We start from the raw sequence: 23,260 nt of genomic DNA on the forward strand, positions 1-23,260 counted from the left end.
CCCTGTTATTTGGCATAGGAGACAAACAAAAATCCGCTCTGGTTGCTGGTCCAGTTATAATACCGAGTCGTCGAATCGCGGTCGGGGTCTTTCACGCCGAACATGAAATTGCCGCCGCTGTACGTATAAGCCGATCCCGCCTGCCAATGCCATTTCAGCTCGGCGTCCGTCCACGGGAACAAGACCAGCTTGTCCCACATTAATGCCGGAGGACGTCCGCTGGCGATCCGGCTTTTGTATTTCTCGATCGCGCCCGAGGAAGCCGCGTCGATCTGCGCAAAGGTCCAGCCCGGTCTGGGCCGAAGCGTATTCTGCAAACCGAACACCATATTGCCGGCCGTCGTGCCGAACGCGCCCGTCGACATGATATTCCGGTTGCCGTTGACCAGTCCGACGACCGAATTGTTGTAGTAGCGGGCATCTTCCACGTCGAGTCCTTGTTTGCCCAGATATTGCAGGATCATGGCAAGCGTCGTCGGTCCGCAGGCGCTGCCCGGTCCGTCGATGCCGGCCGTCCGCTGGTAAATGAACGGCACGTCCAGCTTATACGTATCCGGCAAAGCCGCCGCCACGGCGCCTCTCGGCGGATTCGCGACACGTTCCCATTCCGCGGCCGCGTCGGGATGGGGCGCAAGCGTCAGGCTCGCGATCACGTCTTCGGCATTTTCCGGCGGCGCGGCCGGCTCTTCTTCCGACTGCCGCAAGTTCGCGGCCGGCACTTTCTTCGCCTCGGCTGCCGCTTCGTTTTGCGCTTCTACGCGCTCCCGGATTTCGGCCGTCGCCTGCGCGCCGTCTTGACCTGTAATCGCGCCTCGGCCGCCGAAGTAATAGATACGCTCGCCTTCGGCCGCCGCTTCGAATTCCGGCTTGGACGGATCCGCGCCGTATTCCAGAATCGGCGGCAGATCGGTACGGGCCGACGTCACGTAATAGCCGACCGGCTGACCGCCGGACTTCAACACGAAATAATATCCGATCACCCGATCTTCGAGATCGTACAGTTCTTGGACATAGGTCGCTTCCGCGCTCTGCCAGCGTCCGTAATACTCATGCTCCGGATTCATCGCCGCCAGATCCGCTTCTACCGCCCGGCGCGCCGTTTCGTCCGAAACGTTCGTTCCTTCGGCGGATACGGACGACGATCCTACCAGTAAAGTCAAACCGATCAACAGCGGGGCGGCACAAGAAACAGTTACTTTACGCCAAAAAATCGGAATCAGCTCCTTTTTTATCGGTAATGTCTGTTTGCCTGCCGTTCCTCCTTCCCGGGAAAAGCACTCGAAACCCCGTTCGCGGATTCTCTATGCACGAAGCGGTTTTTCGTACCCTTTCCTAAGTGGACGTTCGATTTCCGTAAAAAGTTGGTTTTGGGCAGGTTTTTTCAGTTTCCGATCTGGGCTACATAGCGGGAAGCAAACGAACCGACCTCGGCAAGCGTTTATAGATCAGAGTTGTTTTGGAATGAAAAAGGTTCGTTATTCAAGGAGGGTTATATGCTTTATCATTTATTTCCGCAGTTGAATCCGATGCTTGCGATTCTGGTGATCGGTCCCCTGCTGGCGGCTGCGGCGGGCTTCATCGGGCGAAGATCACATCGAAACATTCTATGGTCGGCTGCCTTCAGCCTGCTGATTCCGCTGCTGTTTATCGCGCAGGACTTGGCTACGCTGACGAGCAATTGGGACGCGTGGATTATCTACGGACTCGCTTACGCCGCGGTCGCTCTGCTGGCGCAGCGTTTATCTGGGACGAAGAAGAGCGAGGTTTCTTAACGGGCGGTCGGACGACGGCAGGCCGTGGTAAAATAAAAGGAATCACGAGGCAAACGGAGGAGCTTATGAAAAAACATATCCACGTCGTCGGCGCGGTCATCACGGAAAACGGAAAAGTTCTTTGCGCGCAGCGCGGGAATACGAAAGCCCAGCCTTATAAATGGGAATTCCCCGGCGGCAAGATCGAAGAAGGCGAGACGCCTCAGGAAGCGCTGAAGCGGGAAATTCAAGAAGAAATGAACTGCAACGTGGAAGTTGGGGAGCGGATCGAAACGACGGTGTACGAATACGACTTCGGGATCGTGCATCTGACGACGTTCTACTGCACGTTGATCGAAGGACGACCGATGCTGACGGAACACGCGGCAATCCGCTGGTTGGCAGCCGAGGAACTCGGGAAGTTGGATTGGGCTCCGGCCGACGTGCCTGCGGTGGGAAAAATTAAGGAGCGGGTGAGGCCCTGATAGACTAAAATCATTCCTTCATCGATTCTTTGAAAGGGAACTCCCATAATGAAAAAACCAAGCGTCGATTTGCAACGCTTGGTTTTTTGCTATCCCATTGAAATTTTCAAGCTTAAATCACTTTCAACTTTTTCAATAATCTTATTATATTCGACAAGCAAACGCTCGATTGTTACTTTTCGAAAATCTGGCTTGAACTTACTTATCTCATAAACATTGGTTGCAATAAATTGCTCGGCTTCAAGGATGTCAATTCTGCCCCCAATTTCTTGAATGTTCGCTAAAGCTTCTGCAGCAGGCATACTAGCATAGGTAGTAATAATCATAGGTCTATATCCCGATTCTAAATTTCTTTTACATTTGCGCATTAAAGCCTCTCCCGGAGAAGTTGTGACATGAATAATAACTTCTCCAACATGAAAATCGCCATCTCGTCCGCTAACTTGATCAGCTACCGCAGAGCCGTTGCTGACTATCTCAGCCTCAGGCAATGCCAACGTCAATTTTGCACCCACCAAATGCTGTAAAACTGCACCAGCGTACATTGTGCCCGGATTTTCCTTTTGACGTTTGTAAGCTTGCTCCATTAAGTCTCGTATAATGGCTCTCAAAGATTTGCTTGTGTCGTATCTCAAGTTAAACGGCTGAGAGGAGAAAAAATCTTTGATTCTTTCAATCCACCATTGTTCGATATAACTCATGTCGGCAATCCCATGATGATTTAATTCGTTAAGAAAGTCTGCGTAGTCCTGCATGCTTCCCAAACTTCCACGACTCGTGCGACCGCCTTCTTCGGCAAGAATCCTAACAATATTGTATTCAGCCAAGATCGACTGCACAGCTGATTTTCCTAATCCCTGTACTTGCCCCCTACTATCTGTAATCAGTACGGAAGGATCGAGCGGAAGTCCCTTTTCTTTAGCAACGCGCGTTATATAGAGAATTGCAGCAAGCTTTCCCTTACTGGTCAGCTTATGTTTAATTTGATAAGCGACCAGCTTCTCATCCAATGCATCATGCATTCAAACAACACTCCTACTCATACGATTCAAGCAAGCATTCATAAGGGGAGAAAGCAATTGATTCGCCAGATATTCCGCCACTGGCACTGCTACTGCATCGCCCATTGCTTTGTAGCCATCGTTATATGATCCTGGAAGTTTATATTCATCCGGCGCTCCCATCAAGCGAGCGATTTCTCGAGCGGTCAGAAGTCTTGTAGATAGCTTTCCATCTTTCTTCAAAACAAGCAATTGTCGACTGCTTCCACCTTGAGGTGTACGCAGACACCCTGCGATATTATCAAATCTTAATTCCAAGGTTTGTTTTCCGTTTCTGGTTCTTTTATAACCCGGAGCGACATTAATGTCTTCGTTCAGCAGTCTATTCAAGTGTCTTTCGGGAATAAGCGCCAAGTTTTTGGCTGTTTTTTCTTCATCATCACAAGGAGCATCCCACTCTACAAGATCTTCTAACGTTTGCTCGCGAATTTCAGGAATCGGCAAATGCCACCAAATCCAATTCTCTAGGCCGATGGCTGCTGACTGGACAGCTTTTGAGTGCAACCAACTAGGTCCTGCTCCAATAAGCTTGGAAGGAACAGGCACACTTTCATGAACAGCAATAACAAAGATTCTTGGCCGTGACTGAGGAATAAACTGTACTGCGTCCAACAAAATTGCGCCAGCTTTGTAACCTCTTTCTACCAAAGCACGATGCAATACTTGATAATGTGTCCCTCCTTTGGCAGAGACCAAACCGACTACATTCTCTGCTACCAAAATAGGAGGCTTTTCTTTCATTTCATCTAATACTCTAAGCCATTGCCAAACAAGTCCGCTTCGCTCTGCATGAATACCACCGGAAGCACCTGCCAATGACAAATCTTGACAAGGAAAGCTTGCCCAAGATAAGCTTGATTCTGGAATATCTCCACCTTTAACCAAATTAATATCTTTTAAATGGAAGCTTTCCATTCCATGATTCGCTGTATATACCTCTGCTTTTTTCTTGCTGTTATCATTAGCCCAAACAACTTGAAAATGTTCTCTTAGAGCATACGATACAAGACCGCTGCCGGAAAAAAACTCGACAAACTCATACGGAGCTCGTCGCGTGGAAGACACGCTTTCCATTAAGTACCCCTCCAAATTAAAGCAATGTTGAAGTACATTATAGAACATTTGTTTCTTTTTCTCAAAGCAATTATTATCGACTTAATTCAAACTCCCCTTGTCTTGTCAAAATCTCATATTCTTGTTTTTTTCAAAAAACATGTGACTTAATAAAAACGACAATAATAAATCGTTACACTAGGAAGCAGGTTCTGTAATACTTAACTCCAACAAAACCTTCTGTCATTTCTTGACGTTACAGTTTGATGAGTGCTGTAGCAACCATGACGAGCAAGGTTATTCAAAAGGCTTGCTTGCAAGCGATAGGCGTTCTGGATTGATTTCATCTGTTCCAATTCCTCACGAATTCCATGAAACGAACATGCAAAATAATGAATTTCGGTCGAAACAACCATGACGAAACTCGTATGCGCTTCGGCTACTTATAGTCTAACCTAAACAGTTGACCGATAAAGAATGACGCAAAGCTTGTGAGCTTTAAACGTAAACGAAGCTCTGAAAGATATTTACCGAGCCTTGCAGCATTTCCAGTATACTAAAGAGTAAGACGTTATCTATGACCGAAAAGCGACTCGAAGTATGGTTGACACACTTCGAGTTTCATTCCATTTCTGCCATCAAACATCTGGCCAAAGCGATACGAACTCGAAAGACAGCATCATTGTGAATAATGTTTATAAAACTTTAAATACCTTGTTATGCAATATACGTTCGGAATATAACTGCATTTATTCTTTAGTTATTATCTAGTCTACGCCCGCCGCTCGAAATGCACATGCAGCCGATACTCGCAGATCTCCCGCGTCCATCGGTATAACAGCGCTTTGTCTTCCTCTGCCACATCGAACGCCAATCGGAATTCTCCATCCGCAAATTCCACCTGACTGCCTTTCGCCCCAGCCCACTTGCTCATCGGCATGTCCGCGATCAGTTTCGCCACTTTCGTCTGCGTCTGCTCGTTCCAATCCCATAACCGCTTCGATTCCTTATCACTGAAGTCGATCCGCTTTCGGTACTCTTTTTCCGTCAAATAGCTGTGGAAAAAGGCTGCCGTCTCCTCCGCTGTCACCGGCTCGTTCCAATGCTCCGCGCCCCGTTCCAGCATGTACAGCAGCACGATCATCTTATAGCTCTTCGCCATAGCCGTCTTCTCGACATCTCGCAGCCAAGCTTCATAGCGTTCGTACACCTGCTGTTCCCGCTCGCTCATCATCTCGGCCCAACTCAAGAAACCGACATACGAACCGAATTCGTCGCGGTAAGCTTTGCTGATCGACCGTCCCTGCAAATGCAGTTCAAGATACGTCGGAATACGGCCAAGCTCGCTTTTCAGATCCAAGAAATCGCGATGCAGCTTCTCCCGAAGCGGCGCGCGTTTGCGACCCATCTCTTCGAGCAAGTTGACGACCGCCGTCTCCAATTGGATCGAGCAGCTATCGGGCAGATTCTCGATGGCGGTCAAACGTTCCTTCTTCGCGCCCTCATCACCCATACCGAACGGATCGACAAACAAACTCAATTTCACGTCCGCATTCCGGTAGTTGCCGATCAGGTCGATAATCACGCAGTGCGACTTACCTTCCGCCAGACGAAGCCCACGACCCACCTGCTGCGTGAATACGGTCAGCGAATCCGTCGGCCGCACGAACAGCAGCGTATCCACGCTCGGAATGTCCGTCCCTTCATTGAACAGATCGACGGTAAACAGAATCTCCAGCTCGGCTGCATCCAATCTGCGGATCGCTTCTTCCCGGCTCATTTCCCGAGTACGCGAATGCAGACTAAGCGCCGACACGCCGCGAGCACGGAAATAATTCGCCAGATAATCCGTCTGCTGAATAGATGAACAGAATGCGAGCGTGCGCGTCTGTTTTCTCGCCGTCCATGCCTCATACACACGTTCTGCGTACTCTTCCCGTAGCTGTGCCGCGAGCAGCTGCTCTTCGTCGTAATGCCCACCGAGCCAGCGTATGCCCGAATAGTCCGTCTCGTCATGCACTCCGTAATACTGGAAAGGCGCCAGCCATTCCCGCCGAATAGCCTCGATAAAATGAATCCGGTACGCCACGTTCCCGCCGCACAGCGCATACACGTCCTGGCCGTCCATCCGATCCGGCGTTGCTGTGATTCCGAGCATAAACTGCGGCCTGAAATACTCGATCACCGACTGATACGATCTCGCCGCCGCATGGTGAAATTCGTCGATAACGATCAGGTCGAAAGCATCCGGTGCAAAGCGCTCGCGGTGCTTTTTCATCCCCAGCGTATAGATCGAAGCAAACACGCAGTCCGCATCGGCGTCTTTGATCTGTCCGTTATAGAGACCGTGAGTGCGATCGGGAAGAACATGCCGGAACGACCGCGCCGCCTGATGCAGAATCTCTTCGCGATGCGCGACGAACAGCACTCTTTGATACTTTCTTGCCAAAAAAGCAGCCAGATACGTCTTCCCGAGTCCCGTCGCCATGACGACCATCGCGCGGTCATACTCTTCCTCGATCGTCGCTTCCAACGCGTCGAGAGCCATTTCTTGAGCCGGCCTCGGCTGGATAACAGCGTCGCTCTTCTCTTCTTCCGCAGCCGCTTCGACTTCCGGTTCCCCGACTTCGACCTCCGCCTGCTCCATCTCGATCACCTGACGCTGCAATTCCGGATTCTTGCGATGGTTGAGCAGGTATTCTTCCTCATACAGCGCGATCGAATCCTCAGTCAGCGGCAGCGTCGCTTCATGATACAGATTCTCCATGAACTGATCCATCGCGTTCTGGAATGTATACGGCTCCGCCTGCGCGTTCATCGCCAGATTCCATTCATACCCCGTCTTCAGTGCCGAAAACGAAAAATTGGAAGAGCCGACGATCAGCAGCCCTTCCCCGTTTTCATAGTCGAACAGATACGCTTTGGGATGAAAAGACGTCCCCATGCTCCGCCACAACCGCGCTTCCAAACGAGGGTCGATCGCCAGCAGCTTACGCAGTCCCTCCGGCTGAGTGATGTACAGATAATCCCCCGCCAGCATCTTCACCTCGGCCCCTCGATCCAGCGCCTTTTTCAGTTGCGGAGCCAGCAGATTGACGCCGGACTGCATAAGAAAAGACGTCATGATGTAGATCCCCGACGCGTTCTGCATCCCCGCAATCAGCTCATCCGCCAGATTGCGCGTGATGAGCTTGACGTTAAGATTCGTGGACATCAATCAGGTAAATCCGCTGGTCGAAACCGCCGCGCTTGGCGGCTTTGTCGGCGCGGATCTGCTCCAGTCTCTCGGGATCTGCGCCGTGCGTGACCGCGAGCGCGCGGATCACTTCGAGCATATCGGCGAGTTCTTCCAGCGCGTCCACGTCGGAGGAAGCGGCGAAGTATTCGTCGGCTTCCTCGCGGAGTTTGGTGCGGAGCTCGGTTGCGTATTCGGCTTCATCCAAGATGCGGGTATTGGAGGATTTGCCGGTGGATGTGATGATATTAGGGATGAAGTCGCGGATTAGTTTGTTGTGGGTAAGCATCCTAAAGTCCTCTCGATATTCATTTAAAGTACTATACTACAACTGGATCATAACAACTCTTATTTAATTCATCGACTAAAAAGTGACGATCACCGTAAGTAAGTACAGTCAACACTTCCATTGCGCGTGACATACCTACATAAATCAAACGCCGCTCTATATCCCAATCAAAGTCATCTCCTAAACGCTCCCCACTTGCAGGATCAATAGCGTTTGCAATAATAACATACTTGAATTCTAGTCCTTTAGCAGTATGCAACGTAGTAAGCTTAATTCCTGGTTCGGAATGTATGTTTGTATTATCAGATTCGTTTGAGGAATTAATAACTTTGTATCCTATTTCAAAATCTTTAAATAGTCGTTCGATCCTTCTTTGCTTTTTATTATAACGCGATAAAACTCCAATTGTGGCTTTAGGGTCAAACTGAGTAATCAACTTAACAGTTTCGATTAATACCTTATCGTGAGCTTCTACATTTTTAGTAAAAAAGATTTTAGGTTTTGCTCCATTTTTTGATGGCAAGGCAGGACGAGTAAATTCTTCATCTTTAGAAATCTCATCTTTTTCCTGAATGCTGTATGCAAGTTCCATAATTTGTTTTGTTGAACGATAGGATTGTCGCAGTACTTTAGTACGGCCACCTTTAATATTCAAGCCAACGCTTTCCCAAGTAAATGAAGTAGTGAAAATTTTTTGTCCTTTATCCGCTCCAACTATACAAGATTTACGAGCAATATGACAAAGAGTAGTAATATTAACTTTAGTTAAATCTTGAGCTTCATCGATAAAAATATGATCAAACTTTGATTTCTCTTTAATTTTATCAAGATTGCGTGACATTAAAAGTCCAACATCATGATAATCGAGTTTAGAGCCTAATAGTTCTTGATACTTTTCGAAAATCTGAAACATAACTTTTTTATCAATTGCAGAAAGCCTTACTTTGCCTCCGCGCCCTTTTCTGGGAGCTTTATCGTAATCTTTAAACTCACATAAATCACATCCTTTTATCCATCCAATTTCCGTTTCTATGAACTCAATCAAGTGCTTGTTATCAACAAATCGATGCCCTTTATTATTTTCAGCAATCAATTTAATAGCTTCTTCTAATTTATGTCTTCGCTTTTGCTCAATCTGCGGCCTTTTTTCAAATGTTAGATAATAGTTTCTCAGTGCCCAAGAATGAAAAGTGTTTATGATTATGTTATCCAGTTTTTTTTCTCTAATTTGGCTCTCTAAGAAGATAGAAAGTGGTTTTCCATAAGTGAATATTGCAATTGAATCATTTGGATTCTTAGTTGCAACATCACAAGCCTTCTCCAATAGCATTAATGTCTTTCCACTTCCTGCTATTCCACGAATCAACAATTGACTCCCTTCATACTTGATTATTTCTTTTTGTTCATTAGAGTAAACGATTTTTTTTGCCACTTATAATCCTCCCCAAAAGTCATTATCATTTGTAAGTTCTAATGACTTATCAATATGATCTTTATGCTTAGAAGCTTCCTGAACATCTTGAAACATTGCACTTTTAACTAAATTCAAATCTACTTTAGGCTGTACTTCCTCCCTTACGGAATACCAAGCAGCACTTATCTTGTTCCAAAACTTAAGGTTCATTACGGTTCACTTCCTTTAGCAAGATCAATAGCATAGACAGCGTCAATACAGTAATTTACATGTGGACAAAAACGACAATTATATCCACTCTTAGAAACCATAGAAGGTGAATCCGATGTTTTTATTTCTTCAATGATTTCACGAAAAGAATTATTAGCGTTATTAATTAAATTTTCTCTATCTTGATTCTTCAATCCAGGAAATTGAAACTTTTTTCTTGTATTTGAATAATAATAATTCTCATTTACTTTTCTTAAAGGTTCTAAATTAGTAGCCCTATATTCAAAAGTTTTTTTTACAGAGATGTACTTTTTAAAATCGTTCCATTGAGGGAATAGAGGACTTACTTCTTTCAAAACAGTAGAGAAGCTTTCTTTAGAAGCATTTCTTGCTACTTGAACAATAAATGAAAATAAAAATTGATGCATAAAGTCCTCTGAAAAAGTTGAATATTCATCTACTACGTACCCATAGTAAAAACGCTTAGGACAAAGTTCATACTCGACTAAGTAGTCTTTAAAAGTTAGGTCATCGTAAATGGATTCCATTTCTTCTGCTGAACTATTCTTCATTTCAAACTTAAACGGTAAATAGGTTTGATTATCTTTCTTAGAAAAAGGGCTATATTCAACTATATTTAGGCCCATTTGTTTAACGTATAACGCTGGTTGTAACTCAGTTAATTCCAGAAAATTTTTGATCCAAGACAAGTTCAACGTTTGAGAAGGTAAGTTCAATGTTATAAAAAATAAGTAACGTGAAATTAATTTATTTGAACGATTCCGTATGGCTTGAAGTTGTAAAGGAAGATTATACTCACACAATTTTTCGAAAGTTTCTAACTGTAAAGGCCAAGGAACATCTTTCGCCCCTAATGGAAGTGAATTCTCATCCAGACCTGTCAAATAAATATCTCGCTCGCTTGTTTTAAACATTTCTCCATCAACTTCGATAAAGCCACTGATGTAACTTTCATCCTCCTCATTTAACTTGCCACTTAAGTAAAAGTGCAGAGCAGTTTGTAGATCATCATATAAAAACTCAGAATCATCATTAATTTGTTTTAATTTTCCTTCTAATTCTTCAATTATCTTTCTCTCATCATCTTCAGCAATCAATTCAATATTCTTTTTTTTGCTCTCTAGGATAATTCTAAGTTGTTCGAAATGAAGGCTAATAGTACCTGAGCTTGATTTCGCAAATAACTTTTCAGCTATTTCTTTAATATGTTGAATAAAAACTCTTATTTGTTTGACACGGTGTAGAGGAATAGAAAAATGACTAATTCTAGAGAAAGGACTACGCATACTACGTATAACACGGTTCTCTACATCTACTGGAAAAGTTTTTTCCAAAACCTTTCCATACTCAATAAGTTGATCTAAACGAAGAATCCAACTATCGATCGTCTCGCAATCTTGCATGAAGGAGAGTATTTGACGCAAATCGTAGGTGTATTCTTGTGCATTCTCTTTCATACTTTCATCTGCCAACCATCCAGAAGAAAATAATTCTAAAACTATTTCTTCAGTCAATTTCCCATTGCTTAATTGGTTTATATTCACTAAGAAACGACCTACTGGATAGGATAAAAAATTCCTCTTTTTTTTGTTTAATTCAGGGTAATAAGAAATAAGCAGCTCATTCAGTTGGTCTGCGTTCGGCGATATTAATGTAATTTCATGAGTCTTATCAGTATTTTTTTTCATTTCTCTGTTAATTGGATATGCCGGTAAAACAACATCTTGTAAAAAATCAAAAAACGAATTATATGATTTAATATCCATTTTCTCAAAGCCTTCTGTCTGAGCAAAACTATCATATGCTGCTAGAAAGTTATGTGCATTTTTAGTAGTAGAACTCTTTTCTGTAAATTCGTATACCCAATTTTCTGGAGAAGGCCACCCGAATCGCTCATTAACAAATGCTTTAATAAAGTCAAAAGTGTCTGAATAGCGACCATCATAATAATGGAAAAAGGTGATTTTTACGTTCGACCTTCTTAAAATAGACAAAAAAACTTGCTGCTCTGGTGTCACAAAATAAAACCCATGTAATATAATATGCAGCTCCTTCTTTAAACTCACATCAGAACCATATAAGTTACTAATAGCTGTCTGTATTTTGTTTATAGGAATTTTTTTTTGAAGAGCTTTGTGATGTTGCTGAGTCGCTGTATCTCCGTTAATAAATGTTTGCCAAATCCTCAGGAATAACTCTTCCTTTTCAGTAATAGCTTTATCTTTTGATACCTGTTCTAAACTGCTAATTGAAACATCTGATTCTACAAAAAAACGGATACTTTCAAGAAGGCTTATGGTATTTGAATGAAAAGCATGTTTTAAATTAAGCTTCACATGCTCAAGTTCAGAAATGATTTTTGATAGTCGTAAGTACTGCTGAAAGGTAGTTTCGGATTTGTACCAATCTACATATAATGCTTTCATAAATTGACGAAATGAGTAGACGTGCTTTAATTCTTCATAACATTCTCTTATTCCATTTTTCTGATTGTTTGTTGCACAAATATGAATTGCTTCTGTAAATGACGGATATAGAACATGATTTCTCCAATCCTTAGGCTCTGAATAAGTGTATACTTCGCTAATCATCTTTTTTCTCCTCTCATTTGTTAATTCCGCCATCTCTTAGAATATAAGCCCAAGTATTTTTTTTTATTGTCTTAGGTAATGTAATAAATACTCTTTCCTTTGCTCTCGTCAATGCTACATATAACAACCTAGCTTCTTCTTTTAACTGCTCTCTATCTTCATATTTTTTCAACTCAAGAAAATAATCGTTACCGAAACTATTTGGAATTCCCTTATCATTAATTTTCCAACCAAACTTTCTTGCAGATCTTATTCTTGTTTCCTCCGACGACTCTTCTAATACATATTTTTGTTCTACTGCATCAAAAGAACTGTCTGTAATAGGTAGAAACACTGTATGGTATTCAAGGCCTTTCGAACGATGCACAGTAGTAATTTCAACTTGTGCAACTTGTTGATCTATTAAAGGTTCATTTTCAGAACGGTTCGTACTAACTTGAAGTTGCAACCAACTATGAACAGATCGGAGCGTAACAGTTTGTGATGAAAACTGCTTTTCTATTAAAAGCATTAGATGTTGTAAATTTTTTGTATAGCGCATAGTTTCTACGTCTACTTCTTTCAAAATTGTTGTCGTATCGTCTCTCTTACTTTCCTTCAATTTTTCTTCAAAATACTTTGGCAGCCGCAAAAACAATTGATTATTGAAGATAATGTTTTGTATCACTGTCATAGGAGTTAAAGTTCTTAAGCAACGAGCATATTCTTTCAATTGATTATGTGTATTTGTGTGAATAAATTTATTTATTTGATTTTTTTGCCCATTAAAAGGTATAAGAGTTTGATATGGAATTGAAAAACCGAAATAAGGTGTTTCGAGTGCTCCTATTAAGAACTTAGGTTCATTTACATATAATAATCCTTCTATCAGAGCCTTAAAATGCAGCACAGCTAAGCTAGTAAAAAAAGTCCCGTCCAAATTTTCTGTTGTTAGAATATTATGAGCGCGACAGTGCTCTTTTAGTCTTTTAGCTTGTTTATTTGTTCTCACAATAAGAGCAATTTTATCTTCTTTTTTAGGCAAGGTTTGTAAAGCTTTCGTAAGGTCCTCTTTATAATCGAAAGAAATGTTCCAATTTGTTTGTGAAAAATCAGTTGGTTTATTACTTAATAATTGATCCGATTTCCTATAAGTTAGCCAGCCCTTCTGATTCCATTTTTCAAAAACAAAGTGCATATGTTGTAAAAGAGATTTTGAAGTTCGATAATTAAGTTGCAATTCAGTTTGTACATATTGAGTATCTTTAGTTGACTCTTCCAACTCTTGAAAAGACCTATAATCAGCTCCACGAAATCTGTATATAGCCTGCTTTACGTCTCCTACTACAAATAACTTGTAATTAAGAAATCGATGCAAGCTCGACAACAACTCAATTTGAACATTATCACTATCTTGAAATTCATCAACAAACATGAATTTATTTTCTAATAATTGCTTCATAATGATTTCATTTGAAGAAAATTTCTTTAGTTTTCTAAGCAAATCTCCCATTGTAACAGCATTGTCAGTAAGCTTTAATTTATCTAAATGCACTTCGCAATGTTCGAAAATGTAATGCAAGCATTCTTGTAAATGCTGAGACTCTTTATTTAAAGCACTACCCCAATCAATTTTGGTTATTTCCTCTGCATTTAACCCCTTTCTATCCATCTCCTCCCACATATCAAAAACGAGATCAATAAATTCATAATCTCTAATTTCCGTTTTTAAAAAAAACTCTGCTGCTTCTCCTTTATAAAATTCATCTAAAAGCTTTCTTATAATCTTTTTTTTCTCATAAACATAACTTTTCAAGCGAATATCACGACCATAACCCATTTCGTGAGCTAATGTTTTTAAAATAGAATAACTAAAAGAATGAATTGTGCTGATTTGAACATCTCTAACTTCTTCTGCAAAGTTCAAAAATTCATTTTTATTGGTTAGTTTAAATAAATCAAGAAACTTTTCTTCGAGTCTCTTTTTCATTTCATTAGTCGAAGCATTTGTAAAAGTAATCATTATTATCTGTTTTAATGAGACGTGTCCGCTCATCAAAAGAAATATTATTCTATCGATCATTACATGCGTCTTTCCTGTCCCAGCTCCTGCTGTAATTATTTGATTCGTATCTACGGGAAGATGTATTGCTTTAAATTGCCCCTTGTTGAACTTCGGGAATTTTTCAGAAAGAATATCTAAGAAATCTTCTGTTATGCTTTCACCATTTTTAAAACAATGAACTTCTAAAAATTCTTCTTTATCTGCGGCTGCTTCGTAAATATTTAATTGAAATTTTTTTATATATTGATCGTAGTTTACATCTTTAGATATTTTCAAAGGATTAAAAGTCAAAATATATACCTTACTACCAGCCTGCAATTGATTAATAATTTTGTTTTCTTGAACACGAAAATTTTCATTGCTTTGAATAACATATAAATAAGAAAAAGCAGCACTTGACGCTAGTTTAGGTTTATTTTCAGAAGACAACTCTATATTTAATAGACGTGAAATTCTGCTTAACTCATTATCACTTAACTTCTTTGTTGCCTTTTTCAATGAATAACTTTCTAATTTCTTAATTAATCGATTTTTATCTTGCAAGTCTTCTTTAAAAATAGGCCTAGAAACATCAAGTCTTTTATCGAAACCCCTACTTTTCCAATCTGATTCGCTAATGTAGGGCAGAGCTACTACCGCGCTCTTATTTAGACGACCATATAATAGCGGATCTTTACTTAAATACTCACAAATCATATAAAGTTGATTTTCTGCTTGTTTATAAGGAAATCCTTTATCTTCGTAAAAGTTAGAGTAAATCCATTCATGAGCTCTTATTTCTTTTATTTGATTTATATTCAAACTTTTCACTTCTATTACACAAACGCCTAAACTATCGTTTATGATTAGCATGTCAATTTCTCGTCGTCCGGATCTTTGAGAAAAAAACATAGGAAAATGGTGAATTGCTAATGTTCTTTTCTCTTCAAAAGCATTGGTTATAGAATTCCAAACAAGAAGTTCAGCCTCTAATCCTGGCATTGTTGTATTTAAAGTAGGTATAAACATATTAAAACCCCTCATACACATTTATTAATGATAAAATTGTCAAAGTGATACCTTATATAGAGTAGTTGTTTATGCGTCCTTTCAACTATAAAATCTAATCAGCGTTCAATTAACTTAATTTAGATATTATCTTTTTAATATTTCATTTGAAGGAAAAAATCAGGAATCCAGATTTCTAAATTGACTCATTTCATGATTCTCTACACTATAACGCTTTTTCTATTCAAATTATGTTTTAACTGAACTTCTGCTTATACTTATCGACATTAGTTTAATCTTTCATTATAAAACAAAATACATTTAAACCGAGGTAAAAATATGGATGTTCTCAGTGTAAAAACTGCGTTCTTCTGGGATACTTTAAATGTATGGTTTGATAAAAATCATAGAGATTATCCATGGCGCCATACGAAAGACCCTTATCATATACTCATAGCAGAATTTCTCCTACAGCAGACACACGTTCGAAAGGTGGAGGAAGTCTATACTTCGCTGCTAAATCACTTCCCGAATGTAAAAGAGTTAGGTGAGGCTTCAGAATCAAGGTTAATTGACATAATTAGCCCTATTGGTCTAATTTACCGCGCTAAGCGGATTAAATCAACTGCTAACCAGGTATATTTTGACTACAACGGAAAAATACCAGATCGATTCAAGGATTTGATGGTACTCTCAGGTGTCGGGGATTATATTGCAAATGCAGTTTTGTGCTATGGTTATCATCAAAATACCGTTCCTATTGATACGAACGTCATCAGGCTCTTCATAAGGTATTTCGATTTGTCTTCTGATAAACCGCGACCTAGAACAGATAAAGTCTTAGCTGAGCAAATCAAAAATTTATATGCTTTTGATTTTGATTATCGAACTGCCAATTGGGCAGTGTTGGACTTTGCTGGCCTAGTATGCATAATGATCAAGCCTAAGTGCCCTGAATGTCCTCTTCAAAAACACTGCTCGTATTACAATAAAAAAACCTCCGACTCATAAAGAGCGGAGGTTTTTCATTATAAATCAGCTAATTCAAGCGGTTTGATGATGCTTTCTAAAGACTGCGTTGGAACTCTATCTAAGTACATCAAGAGTCGATCTGCTACAGCTCTCCCCAGGAGCGGAGGTACCGCATTTCCTACCTGCTGATATTGAGCGTCTTTGGCTCCACGGAATATAAAATCATCTGGAAATGTTTGAAGCCTCGCGGCTTCTCTGATGCTGATCGCCCGGTTCTGAATAGGATGAATCCACATTGATTTACGAGCATTCAACACAGTCCCAGAAGGCGCATTATACTTGAGTCTCAAATATACGGTGTTTTGAGTACGATTAGGGTTTGAATACGTGTTTTTGAAAGATTCATCTAGATGGTGAAAATTTTGACCAGGCTGAAGCATCATGAATCTTTGCATCGCGGTTTCTCTAGTATCCGTCATAATATGATTACTTACATCAGGAGTACCAGCTTGAAGATACGTCAGAAGACGACTGGGCTGTTCTACCTTCGTTTTGAGCAGAGGCTTATCTTCTTCCATTAAGACTAGAGGTGTTACATGTTCTAAGTCTTCGATCGCGTCTTTGACGGTGTAGAAGTTAGCCGGATTTTCTATAATGGGTTCTGGCAGCTTAACTTCTTCTGCTGCTAATTCTTGGCGAATCCCCATAAGGAAGAGGCGTTCTCTTTGTTGAGGAGCTCCGAAATTTGCTGAATTCAAAATAAGATTTTGCTCGTTCAACTTATATCCTAAACTTTTGAATTTTGCTTTCAGATAATCCAGCACAATATAAGTTTTCAGCTCAACTAAAACTTCATTGTTTTCTGGATAAAAGTCTCCTGCTTCGAGCTGATTGGTTTCGATCTCCCCAACGCGCATAATAACCTGTTGAATCGAAATGACTTCATCTAAACAGAGGTACAGTTCTTCAAGTGAACTTGTCTCATCTTCCAGCAGGTTACCCAGCAGCTTCCACTTTTCTTGATAAGCTGGATTCCAATAGTAATGGTGCAGCTGATTCCATTTAGCAAGGTATCCTTTAATAGCCGCACGAGTTTTGGGTAGATATGACGCTGCTTGTTTCTTCTTGCGATTCAAGTGACTAAGTTTGGAGAACAGCACACGATCGTGAACTTCATAGTCAGACATAGCCGCTCTAAAACGATCATTTAAGAAAACAATTAGTTCCTCATTCAGAGCTTTGGCTTCTCCTAAAGAAACCTTCTCATTAGTCGGTATAATTTGAAGAGTTTCTACTTCAGTTTTGTCTTTCTCGGTTAGAAAAAATTTATGCTTATTGGACTTCAACTCTTTAACATTCTCCATCACAAACGCGTCAGGCTTCAGCTGCTCGATCGCTTTTACATACTCTTTAACAAGCTGATTATTCGCAGAGATTAACGCTGCTTTCTGTCGGTTAGCATTAGAAAACCCCTGGCATGGCGGTCCTCCAAACACGATATTCACTTTGCCTTGACCTATTGCTCTGCATTCTTCTAAAATTTCATTGTAATCAACGCTTCGGATATCTCCATACATTTTGACTCCAGGATGATTAGCCAAATAAGTCTGCTGAGCTGATGGGTTATTTTCAACTGCGGCCGCTATTTCTACTTGTCCTGTCTGCAAAAAACCTAAGCTAAGACCGCCAGCTCCAGAAAAAAGATCAACTGCTGTTAACTTACCGCTCTCCACTACGAGCGCCTCCTTCTATGGGAACACACGTTCTTTATATAAGCAGCTTAACATGTTTTGCTGCCGGGCACAATAAAAAGCTTGAGAAATCCATTTTACAGGGTAATTCTTTTGAAAGCCAGATAAAAAAGAGTCTGCTATTAGGCAGACTCTTTTGCATTGGAGCTACGCAAGAAGAGCATTGAGCTTCGCACCGATCAGTTTTTCTAATTCCGCTCGATCCAGTGCGTCCAGAATCGTTACACCGCCAAGCTGATTAATATACATCATTAAACTGCGGAATACGTTTCGAGTAACGGGAATTTGCTCTACTTTCTCTTTCTGATAGAGAATAGCCAGTACGGCTCTTGTAATATCTCGGTTTCCTGAAAACACTCGTTCCAGAAGACTCTGCGCGATATCCAATTTCGACAAGAGTACTGCAGTTAATTCAAAAGGATCTGTTCGAGTCTCGTCGTATGATACGTGGCCGTACCACCAAAGGCGCGCTATCCCATGACGCACTAAAGCCCGACCTTTATTGGACATAAAGAAATAACGCTCTTTAATTGCTTCCTCTGGCTTGTCTTTCTTCAGGTAGGTTTCTACCGACCATCTTTTGCGCATATAATTCCAAAAGGTCTGATGCGATAGATAAACCCACATTCTTTCGTCGCATGCCTGAGCTAGTGTCATATCTTTCAATGCGGCGTATACTTTCTTTGTATTTTCCAGATCGTAGTGAACCGTGCTGCTGGCAGGCATATGAAGGTCAATCTCTTCAATACGAATTTTTGAAGGAAAGTGCCAGCCTTCTGTACCGAAGTATTCAGCCAACCAAGGCTCATCTTCTGTATACTTTAAGATATTATTTTTGATATTCGACTTAATATCATCCAAGGAATCTTCGCTGATGTAATTTAAATTCAAAGTTATTCACCTTCATCTTCTAGGTTCATAAGCGCGGCAAACGATTGAGTAAGCGGATCTCCAATCAGTTTTTGAGCGATCGAAATTGTCGATTCCTGTTCAAAACTTTGGCTGCCTATTTCAATCCCGAAATCTTTTAATCTCATTAAGATCACTTGATACCATCTGCATTCTTCATAGTCTACTTCATTGTTCTGTTCATGCTTTAACATTTCTAAAATGGAAACAAGCGCCGGAATAACAATGAGTGAAGATAGAAGCGGCTGCAGGCTGGAATTTAACGAGATCGTTTTGTAGTATTCAAAATTGTCCGGAGCAAGCTTAATGATAATCTTGTTTCCCGAAGAATCAACTTCAATCGCTTGAGCTTCTTCGCTTCGGTTAGGTTGAATAGAGAAGATCGACGGAATTCTTCGAAGAGGGTCGATCTCTTTTTCGGCATAGAATGAACGTTCCATGTCGAGAGCAAGAATATCTCCCTTTCTGATTTGGAAACCGAATCCGTCATAGTCGGGATGAAATTCATTCAGGGCATATCCTTCTATATCTTCTACTGCCAGAATGAAAGCGCAGATCTGCACTCTTCCTTCCACATCCTGCGCCGGCAGTTGGAACTTGAAGCTGCTGTCGAAAGACGAAAATATCCTGCGGTAACGAGTGGTCTGACATTCAAAGTGAAAAGCGTATTTAGCCTTTCTTTCTTCGATCAAGTGATGGATGCCATCGCTGCTGGTGACACATTCTGCATCGAACAGATATGTGTTTGGCGTTTTGGAATTCTTGAGCGACGCTTGAAAGTCACTATTCGGAAAATCATCTGAATAATAAGAAAGAACAGGATGCGGATACTGCCTAGAACTAATTTGCATAGACGGCTACCTCCAACGCGCAGCGAAGCGGATCTTTCAATGTAATAGTCAATACTGTCCGGTCCTTTTTATCGAAAAGTACAGGACCCAGCTTTATTTCGTTTTCAATGTCGATAGGTTCTCCCAACTGCTCGGCAGCGCGCACTTTTGCTTTTTCGCCTCCGACTTCGCCAAGAATATTGATACCTACATACCCGTAACCATCCTCATTGGACTGCATGGTTACTCTGTATTTTCCGGCTGCTGGATCGATACAGAAAATTCTGGATTGCGTAATACGAAGATTCTTAGCGGCTTTCGGTTCTAGCTTCTTTTCTGTCTCCGGTTGAAGCGAACCTGCTTTGTCTTCTATATCAGCAGGACCCTCTTCGCCTTTGTCTGGTTCATTGTCATTAGATGAAGAATCTCCATCTTCTTCGCTTCCGTCCGACTCCTTATCTCCTTCAGAGTCCGGATTTTCGTCAGTATGCTTCCCTTCGACTTCAAGCCCAGGTGATGTATACTCTTCCTCTTCTTCTTCCATATCCTGCTCGTACGAAGGAAAGTCTCCTTCATTCATGATATGTTGGGTGTTCGGCTTACTCTTACGATCATTTGTCTGCATCTGAATTTCTTTAGGCGCTGCCTTTTCTCCCTCCGATTCTGACAGGGAAGGTATAGGCTGCTGGAAATCGTCGAACTGATCCGGAAGGTAGTCGCTCAATCCTTCTACATCCAATTCTTCTGAAGAATCGCTAGGCGTGATCGATCTAATTTTATCGTTCATCCAAGCATAGAGTTTTTTAATTACGGCTTTTGCGTACTTCGGATCATCATGACGGTCCGCCTCCCAAGCTGTATGCGTAGGCGGTTCAATCTGACGCAGGAACTTATTGATCTCGTCGCCCTCGGCAATCAGTACTCCCGCAAATTTAAAAGGCGTTCTAAAGCTGCCTTTGTCGTAAATTTTCATGCCTGTACTTCTAACCATTGCTACGCGCTTAGGAGCGTCTTTGCCTGGCAGCACATGCATACGCACTTCTCCCATGCCCTCAAAGTTTTCAAGAACAAACTTCGATGCATTAGACAAGGTATAAGCTTCGTAGTACGGGTAGGATAAACATTCGGCTTCGTTCTTCGTATAATTTTCTAAGATAGATGGCAGAGTTTCTGCATTAATCTCGATGCTGCCGACTTTTACAATAAGCTTCTGATCCAATATAGCGACCAAGAAACTCTCAAGAACGGAACGAATAACTTTAGTTTCCCAGTCCCCTTCTGCATGGAAACCGGCAATAAATACGTCTGTGCCTACTTCATTTCGGCGGAACATCTCACTAATACGATCGCGCTGCAAGATCGGTTCATTGCGGATAGCTTCTCCATAATATCCGGTCCCTTGAGTAGGTTCTCCCTGATCATTAGAGTGAGTTACCAGTTTAGCAACGCCTTGGAAAGCTTCTACTCCGTCCGTATCCATGGTGCTGTAAAATACCGTTCTCAGATCCGAGCATGCGAACGGTGCATGTTTACCGATACCGAACGAACCGCCTGCTTTAGAATCTTTATTCGAGGAACCTACAGACTTAATCAGGTTATGCCATCCGCCCTGCCGACCTTGATTAGCGCCTGTCAGGCCTGTTGTATTGTAGTCGCTAATTTTCAGGAATTTAATCTCTTCCGCATTCATGACATCAACAGCATTTTTGAAGAAGGCTACCGTCTTAGCATTGTCGGACCAGTACTTCAAACTTTCCTGCAGCATCTTTATGTATGCTTCTTTGGCAGGAAAATCGGAAGACGGAATATTCATTACTTCAAACTCGACTCTAACCGGCTCTATGCTGTCAGGTATTCTTGCATCGCAGGAATTCTGATTGATTTCTCGAGCAAGAGAATCCCATGGGTTGCCTCTAAAGGTCTCGATCCCCGCATCGTTCAATCCAGTAATTTGTCCATAATTATTAGAAGGGAAATTCCAACCAATCATTTTCGCGCTCCTTGTTCAGTTAAATTTCTTCTGCATTCCGCTGCAAGCTTCTGCACAAGATCTACAGTCACTGCATTCCCAACCTGCTTATACTGCTTGCCTTTCGGCATATCTTTAGGGAAAGAAAAAAAGCTGTCTCTAAATCCCTGCAGCCGAGCACATTCTACCGGTGTCAGCTTACGTATTCCCCAATTGTCTTTGATCACAGGAACGTTATGACCGCCCTCGCCCATATTGGCAGTTAGGGTAAATGCCGTAGAGTTCTTATTTTCTCGTACATAAGCGCGTCTAAGCAGGTAAACCGACTCTTCGCTTCCTTCGGCCATTTTGTCAGCGAACATTTTCCCGTATTTGCTTTCTTCGTCAAAGTAATATTCTTCATCAGCTTTGTTTTCCGTATCCAAATATTGCTTTACATCGTCTAACGACTCAACCGCTTCTGGAAATTTAAAAGTGTTCATACGAAAATGCTCTTGAGAGAAAGCTACCATGTACAATCGCTCTCTATTTTGCGGAACTTCCGTATGATCCTTTGTATTCAAAACCACTGCATTACTGCGTTGAGTGATAAGGTTCCCTTTATGATCCAATGGCACTCTGAACCAATATCCCGCTCTCTTGATTTCCTCTTCGATGATATTGATTGTATTTTTATTGTCGTGATAGATAAGATTTTTGACATTCTCTAAAACAAGAATTTTAGGTTTCTTATCTCCGAATTCTTTAAGCAGTCGAATGATTTCGAAAAACAGCTGCCCTCGCGGATCTTCGAAGCCTAATTTATTTCCGGCAAGCGAAAAGGACTGACACGGAAAGCCTGCTGTCAGAATATCTACCGGTTCCAGCTCATCCGCTTTTACCGAAAGATCTTCTACAGACTTCTCAATCAGCCTAGTTTCCGGGTAATTATGGCGGTACGTTTTCGCTGCATAGCTGTCCATTTCATTAGCCCAGACTACATTGAATCCTTCATTTTTAAAAGCTCGGCAGAAGCCCCCTATACCTGCAAAAAGGCTGGCTACGGTGTATGTTTTGTTCTCGTTTACATTCAAAAATGCCCACTCCAAGATCTATAAATTCATAAAATCCATGCTAGATTTTTATCGCATAGATTCCACTATCTCTAATAATAGAGGAGATCTTGAGAGAATGTAATTCCTAAGACAAAGAATTCTGAATAAAGTGTTTTGAGTAATCTCTTTCAATTTTTATTGCCTTATCAGATGAAACTCCTGTTCCATATACACATAATCCACGTCCACTTTTTTCAGAACGGATCATAATATGGTGATTTTCTCTTACATAGTCAAGATGTAAACATTTAATCACTTGATCAAGGTCCAGTATAGCAATTTCACTTTTGTTCCATTGCTGACTATGAGCACAAATCAAAACAAACTTAACGCTTTCATTAAATTCCTTTAGTTTATGAATTTCCTTAATTTCTTCAGAGCTAAAGTTAAACTGCCAAAGCCTCTTATTTTCTTGATTTTTATTGGTAGGACTCGAAACATACTTGGTAAAAACTTTGAAAGTTCCTTTATCGCTGTCTAACAAATAGATCCTTCTTACGTCAGTTGAAGAAAGAATTACTGGTGTTATCTTTTTACTAGTCAAGTCAGATAGTAAAGCTCCATAGAAAAAATCAGCTTTTCTTAACATCATTC

At 41.4% G+C, this 23,260-nt stretch carries 18 protein-coding genes; 3 read left to right on the plus strand and 15 right to left on the minus strand.

The window, feature by feature from the left end; genetic code table 11:
• Positions 1–5 precede the first annotated feature (5 nt).
• Positions 6–1,160, minus strand: coding sequence for a hypothetical protein (locus tag CDO73_RS01185; RefSeq protein WP_143536045.1), 1,155 nt, complete (start codon positions 1,158–1,160; stop codon positions 6–8).
• A gap of 333 nt (positions 1,161–1,493) precedes the next feature.
• Between CDO73_RS01185 and CDO73_RS01190 the strand changes: the two genes are divergently transcribed.
• Entirely contained in the window at positions 1,494–1,772 is a 279-nt protein-coding gene (locus tag CDO73_RS01190) for a hypothetical protein (RefSeq protein ID WP_088486647.1), read from the plus strand.
• 65 nt (positions 1,773–1,837) lie between these two features.
• Complete coding sequence (locus CDO73_RS01195; protein ID WP_088486648.1) at positions 1,838–2,236, plus strand: (deoxy)nucleoside triphosphate pyrophosphohydrolase; 399 nt, start codon at positions 1,838–1,840, stop codon at positions 2,234–2,236.
• Positions 2,237–2,325: 89 nt separating this feature from the next.
• Here the strand turns inward: CDO73_RS01195 and CDO73_RS01200 are convergent, their stop codons facing one another.
• The 8 genes from CDO73_RS01200 to CDO73_RS01235 form a co-directional block, all read right to left on the minus strand.
• Entirely contained in the window at positions 2,326–3,258 is a 933-nt protein-coding gene (locus CDO73_RS01200) for a DUF4928 family protein (RefSeq protein WP_088486649.1), read from the minus strand.
• Positions 3,259–4,371, minus strand: a complete 1,113-nt coding sequence (locus CDO73_RS01205; protein ID WP_088486650.1) for a DNA cytosine methyltransferase — start codon at positions 4,369–4,371, stop codon at positions 3,259–3,261. It abuts the gene before it with no gap.
• Positions 4,372–5,122: 751 nt separating this feature from the next.
• Positions 5,123–7,564, minus strand: a complete 2,442-nt coding sequence (locus CDO73_RS01210; protein ID WP_088486651.1) for a DEAD/DEAH box helicase family protein — start codon at positions 7,562–7,564, stop codon at positions 5,123–5,125.
• Positions 7,548–7,874 carry a nucleoside triphosphate pyrophosphohydrolase gene (locus CDO73_RS01215; RefSeq protein ID WP_088486652.1) on the minus strand — a complete coding sequence of 109 codons (327 nt, stop codon included), beginning with the start codon at positions 7,872–7,874 and terminating at the stop codon, positions 7,548–7,550. The genes CDO73_RS01210 and CDO73_RS01215 overlap by 17 nt, the downstream gene beginning before the upstream one ends.
• A gap of 31 nt (positions 7,875–7,905) precedes the next feature.
• Positions 7,906–9,306, minus strand: a complete 1,401-nt coding sequence (locus CDO73_RS01220; RefSeq protein WP_088486653.1) for a 3'-5' exonuclease — start codon at positions 9,304–9,306, stop codon at positions 7,906–7,908.
• Positions 9,307–9,498 carry a hypothetical protein gene (locus CDO73_RS01225; protein ID WP_088486654.1) on the minus strand — a complete coding sequence of 64 codons (192 nt, stop codon included), beginning with the start codon at positions 9,496–9,498 and terminating at the stop codon, positions 9,307–9,309.
• The gene (locus CDO73_RS01230; protein WP_088486655.1) at positions 9,498–12,110 is read right to left on the minus strand and encodes a PD-(D/E)XK nuclease family protein; all 2,613 of its coding nucleotides are present in this window, start codon (positions 12,108–12,110) and stop codon (positions 9,498–9,500) included. The genes CDO73_RS01225 and CDO73_RS01230 overlap by 1 nt, the downstream gene beginning before the upstream one ends.
• 13 nt (positions 12,111–12,123) lie before the next feature.
• Positions 12,124–15,162: a UvrD-helicase domain-containing protein gene (locus CDO73_RS01235; protein ID WP_179218439.1), complete on the minus strand. Its 3,039-nt coding sequence runs from the start codon at positions 15,160–15,162 to the stop codon at positions 12,124–12,126.
• Between the two features lie 318 nt (positions 15,163–15,480).
• Between CDO73_RS01235 and CDO73_RS01240 the strand changes: the two genes are divergently transcribed.
• A complete protein-coding gene (locus CDO73_RS01240) occupies positions 15,481–16,152 on the plus strand; it encodes an HhH-GPD family protein (protein WP_088486657.1) in 672 nt (223 codons plus the stop codon).
• 17 nt (positions 16,153–16,169) lie between these two features.
• On the opposite strand, the gene CDO73_RS01245 is transcribed toward CDO73_RS01240, so the two are convergent.
• From CDO73_RS01245 to CDO73_RS01270, 6 genes are all read right to left on the minus strand, one after another.
• Entirely contained in the window at positions 16,170–17,846 is a 1,677-nt protein-coding gene (locus tag CDO73_RS01245) for a DNA cytosine methyltransferase (protein ID WP_088486658.1), read from the minus strand.
• 165 nt (positions 17,847–18,011) lie between these two features.
• Positions 18,012–18,755 carry a DUF6339 family protein gene (locus tag CDO73_RS01250; RefSeq protein WP_088486659.1) on the minus strand — a complete coding sequence of 248 codons (744 nt, stop codon included), beginning with the start codon at positions 18,753–18,755 and terminating at the stop codon, positions 18,012–18,014.
• Positions 18,756–18,757: 2 nt separating this feature from the next.
• Positions 18,758–19,624: a hypothetical protein gene (locus tag CDO73_RS01255; protein ID WP_088486660.1), complete on the minus strand. Its 867-nt coding sequence runs from the start codon at positions 19,622–19,624 to the stop codon at positions 18,758–18,760.
• On the minus strand, positions 19,614–21,593 hold the full coding sequence (locus CDO73_RS01260) for a hypothetical protein (RefSeq protein ID WP_088486661.1): 1,980 nt from the start codon (positions 21,591–21,593) through the stop codon (positions 19,614–19,616). Before CDO73_RS01260 ends, CDO73_RS01255 begins: the two co-directional genes overlap by 11 nt.
• Positions 21,590–22,645, minus strand: a complete 1,056-nt coding sequence (locus CDO73_RS01265; protein WP_088486662.1) for a DNA cytosine methyltransferase — start codon at positions 22,643–22,645, stop codon at positions 21,590–21,592. Before CDO73_RS01265 ends, CDO73_RS01260 begins: the two co-directional genes overlap by 4 nt.
• A gap of 106 nt (positions 22,646–22,751) precedes the next feature.
• Entirely contained in the window at positions 22,752–23,258 is a 507-nt protein-coding gene (locus CDO73_RS01270) for a hypothetical protein (protein WP_143536046.1), read from the minus strand.
• Between the last annotated feature and the right edge of the window lie 2 nt (positions 23,259–23,260).

The sequence above is a fragment of the Saccharibacillus sp. O23 genome, from assembly GCF_002205895.1.
Taxonomy (GTDB): domain Bacteria; phylum Bacillota; class Bacilli; order Paenibacillales; family Paenibacillaceae; genus Saccharibacillus.

What these genes read in the sequence shown, in the direction of transcription:
- CDO73_RS01190 (WP_088486647.1), top strand. Translation starts at nt 1,494, where the DNA reads ATGCTTTATCATTTATTTCCGCAGTTGAATCCGATGCTTGCGATTCTG.
- CDO73_RS01195 (WP_088486648.1), top strand. Translation starts at nt 1,838, where the DNA reads ATGAAAAAACATATCCACGTCGTCGGCGCGGTCATCACGGAAAACGGA.
- CDO73_RS01200 (WP_088486649.1), bottom strand. Translation starts at nt 3,258, where the DNA reads ATGCATGATGCATTGGATGAGAAGCTGGTCGCTTATCAAATTAAACAT.
- CDO73_RS01205 (WP_088486650.1), bottom strand. Translation starts at nt 4,371, where the DNA reads ATGGAAAGCGTGTCTTCCACGCGACGAGCTCCGTATGAGTTTGTCGAG.
- CDO73_RS01210 (WP_088486651.1), bottom strand. Translation starts at nt 7,564, where the DNA reads ATGTCCACGAATCTTAACGTCAAGCTCATCACGCGCAATCTGGCGGAT.
- CDO73_RS01215 (WP_088486652.1), bottom strand. Translation starts at nt 7,874, where the DNA reads ATGCTTACCCACAACAAACTAATCCGCGACTTCATCCCTAATATCATC.
- CDO73_RS01225 (WP_088486654.1), bottom strand. Translation starts at nt 9,498, where the DNA reads ATGAACCTTAAGTTTTGGAACAAGATAAGTGCTGCTTGGTATTCCGTA.
- CDO73_RS01230 (WP_088486655.1), bottom strand. Translation starts at nt 12,110, where the DNA reads ATGATTAGCGAAGTATACACTTATTCAGAGCCTAAGGATTGGAGAAAT.
- CDO73_RS01235 (WP_179218439.1), bottom strand. Translation starts at nt 15,162, where the DNA reads ATGTTTATACCTACTTTAAATACAACAATGCCAGGATTAGAGGCTGAA.
- CDO73_RS01240 (WP_088486657.1), top strand. Translation starts at nt 15,481, where the DNA reads ATGGATGTTCTCAGTGTAAAAACTGCGTTCTTCTGGGATACTTTAAAT.
- CDO73_RS01255 (WP_088486660.1), bottom strand. Translation starts at nt 19,624, where the DNA reads ATGCAAATTAGTTCTAGGCAGTATCCGCATCCTGTTCTTTCTTATTAT.
- CDO73_RS01260 (WP_088486661.1), bottom strand. Translation starts at nt 21,593, where the DNA reads ATGATTGGTTGGAATTTCCCTTCTAATAATTATGGACAAATTACTGGA.
- CDO73_RS01270 (WP_143536046.1), bottom strand. Translation starts at nt 23,258, where the DNA reads ATGATGTTAAGAAAAGCTGATTTTTTCTATGGAGCTTTACTATCTGAC.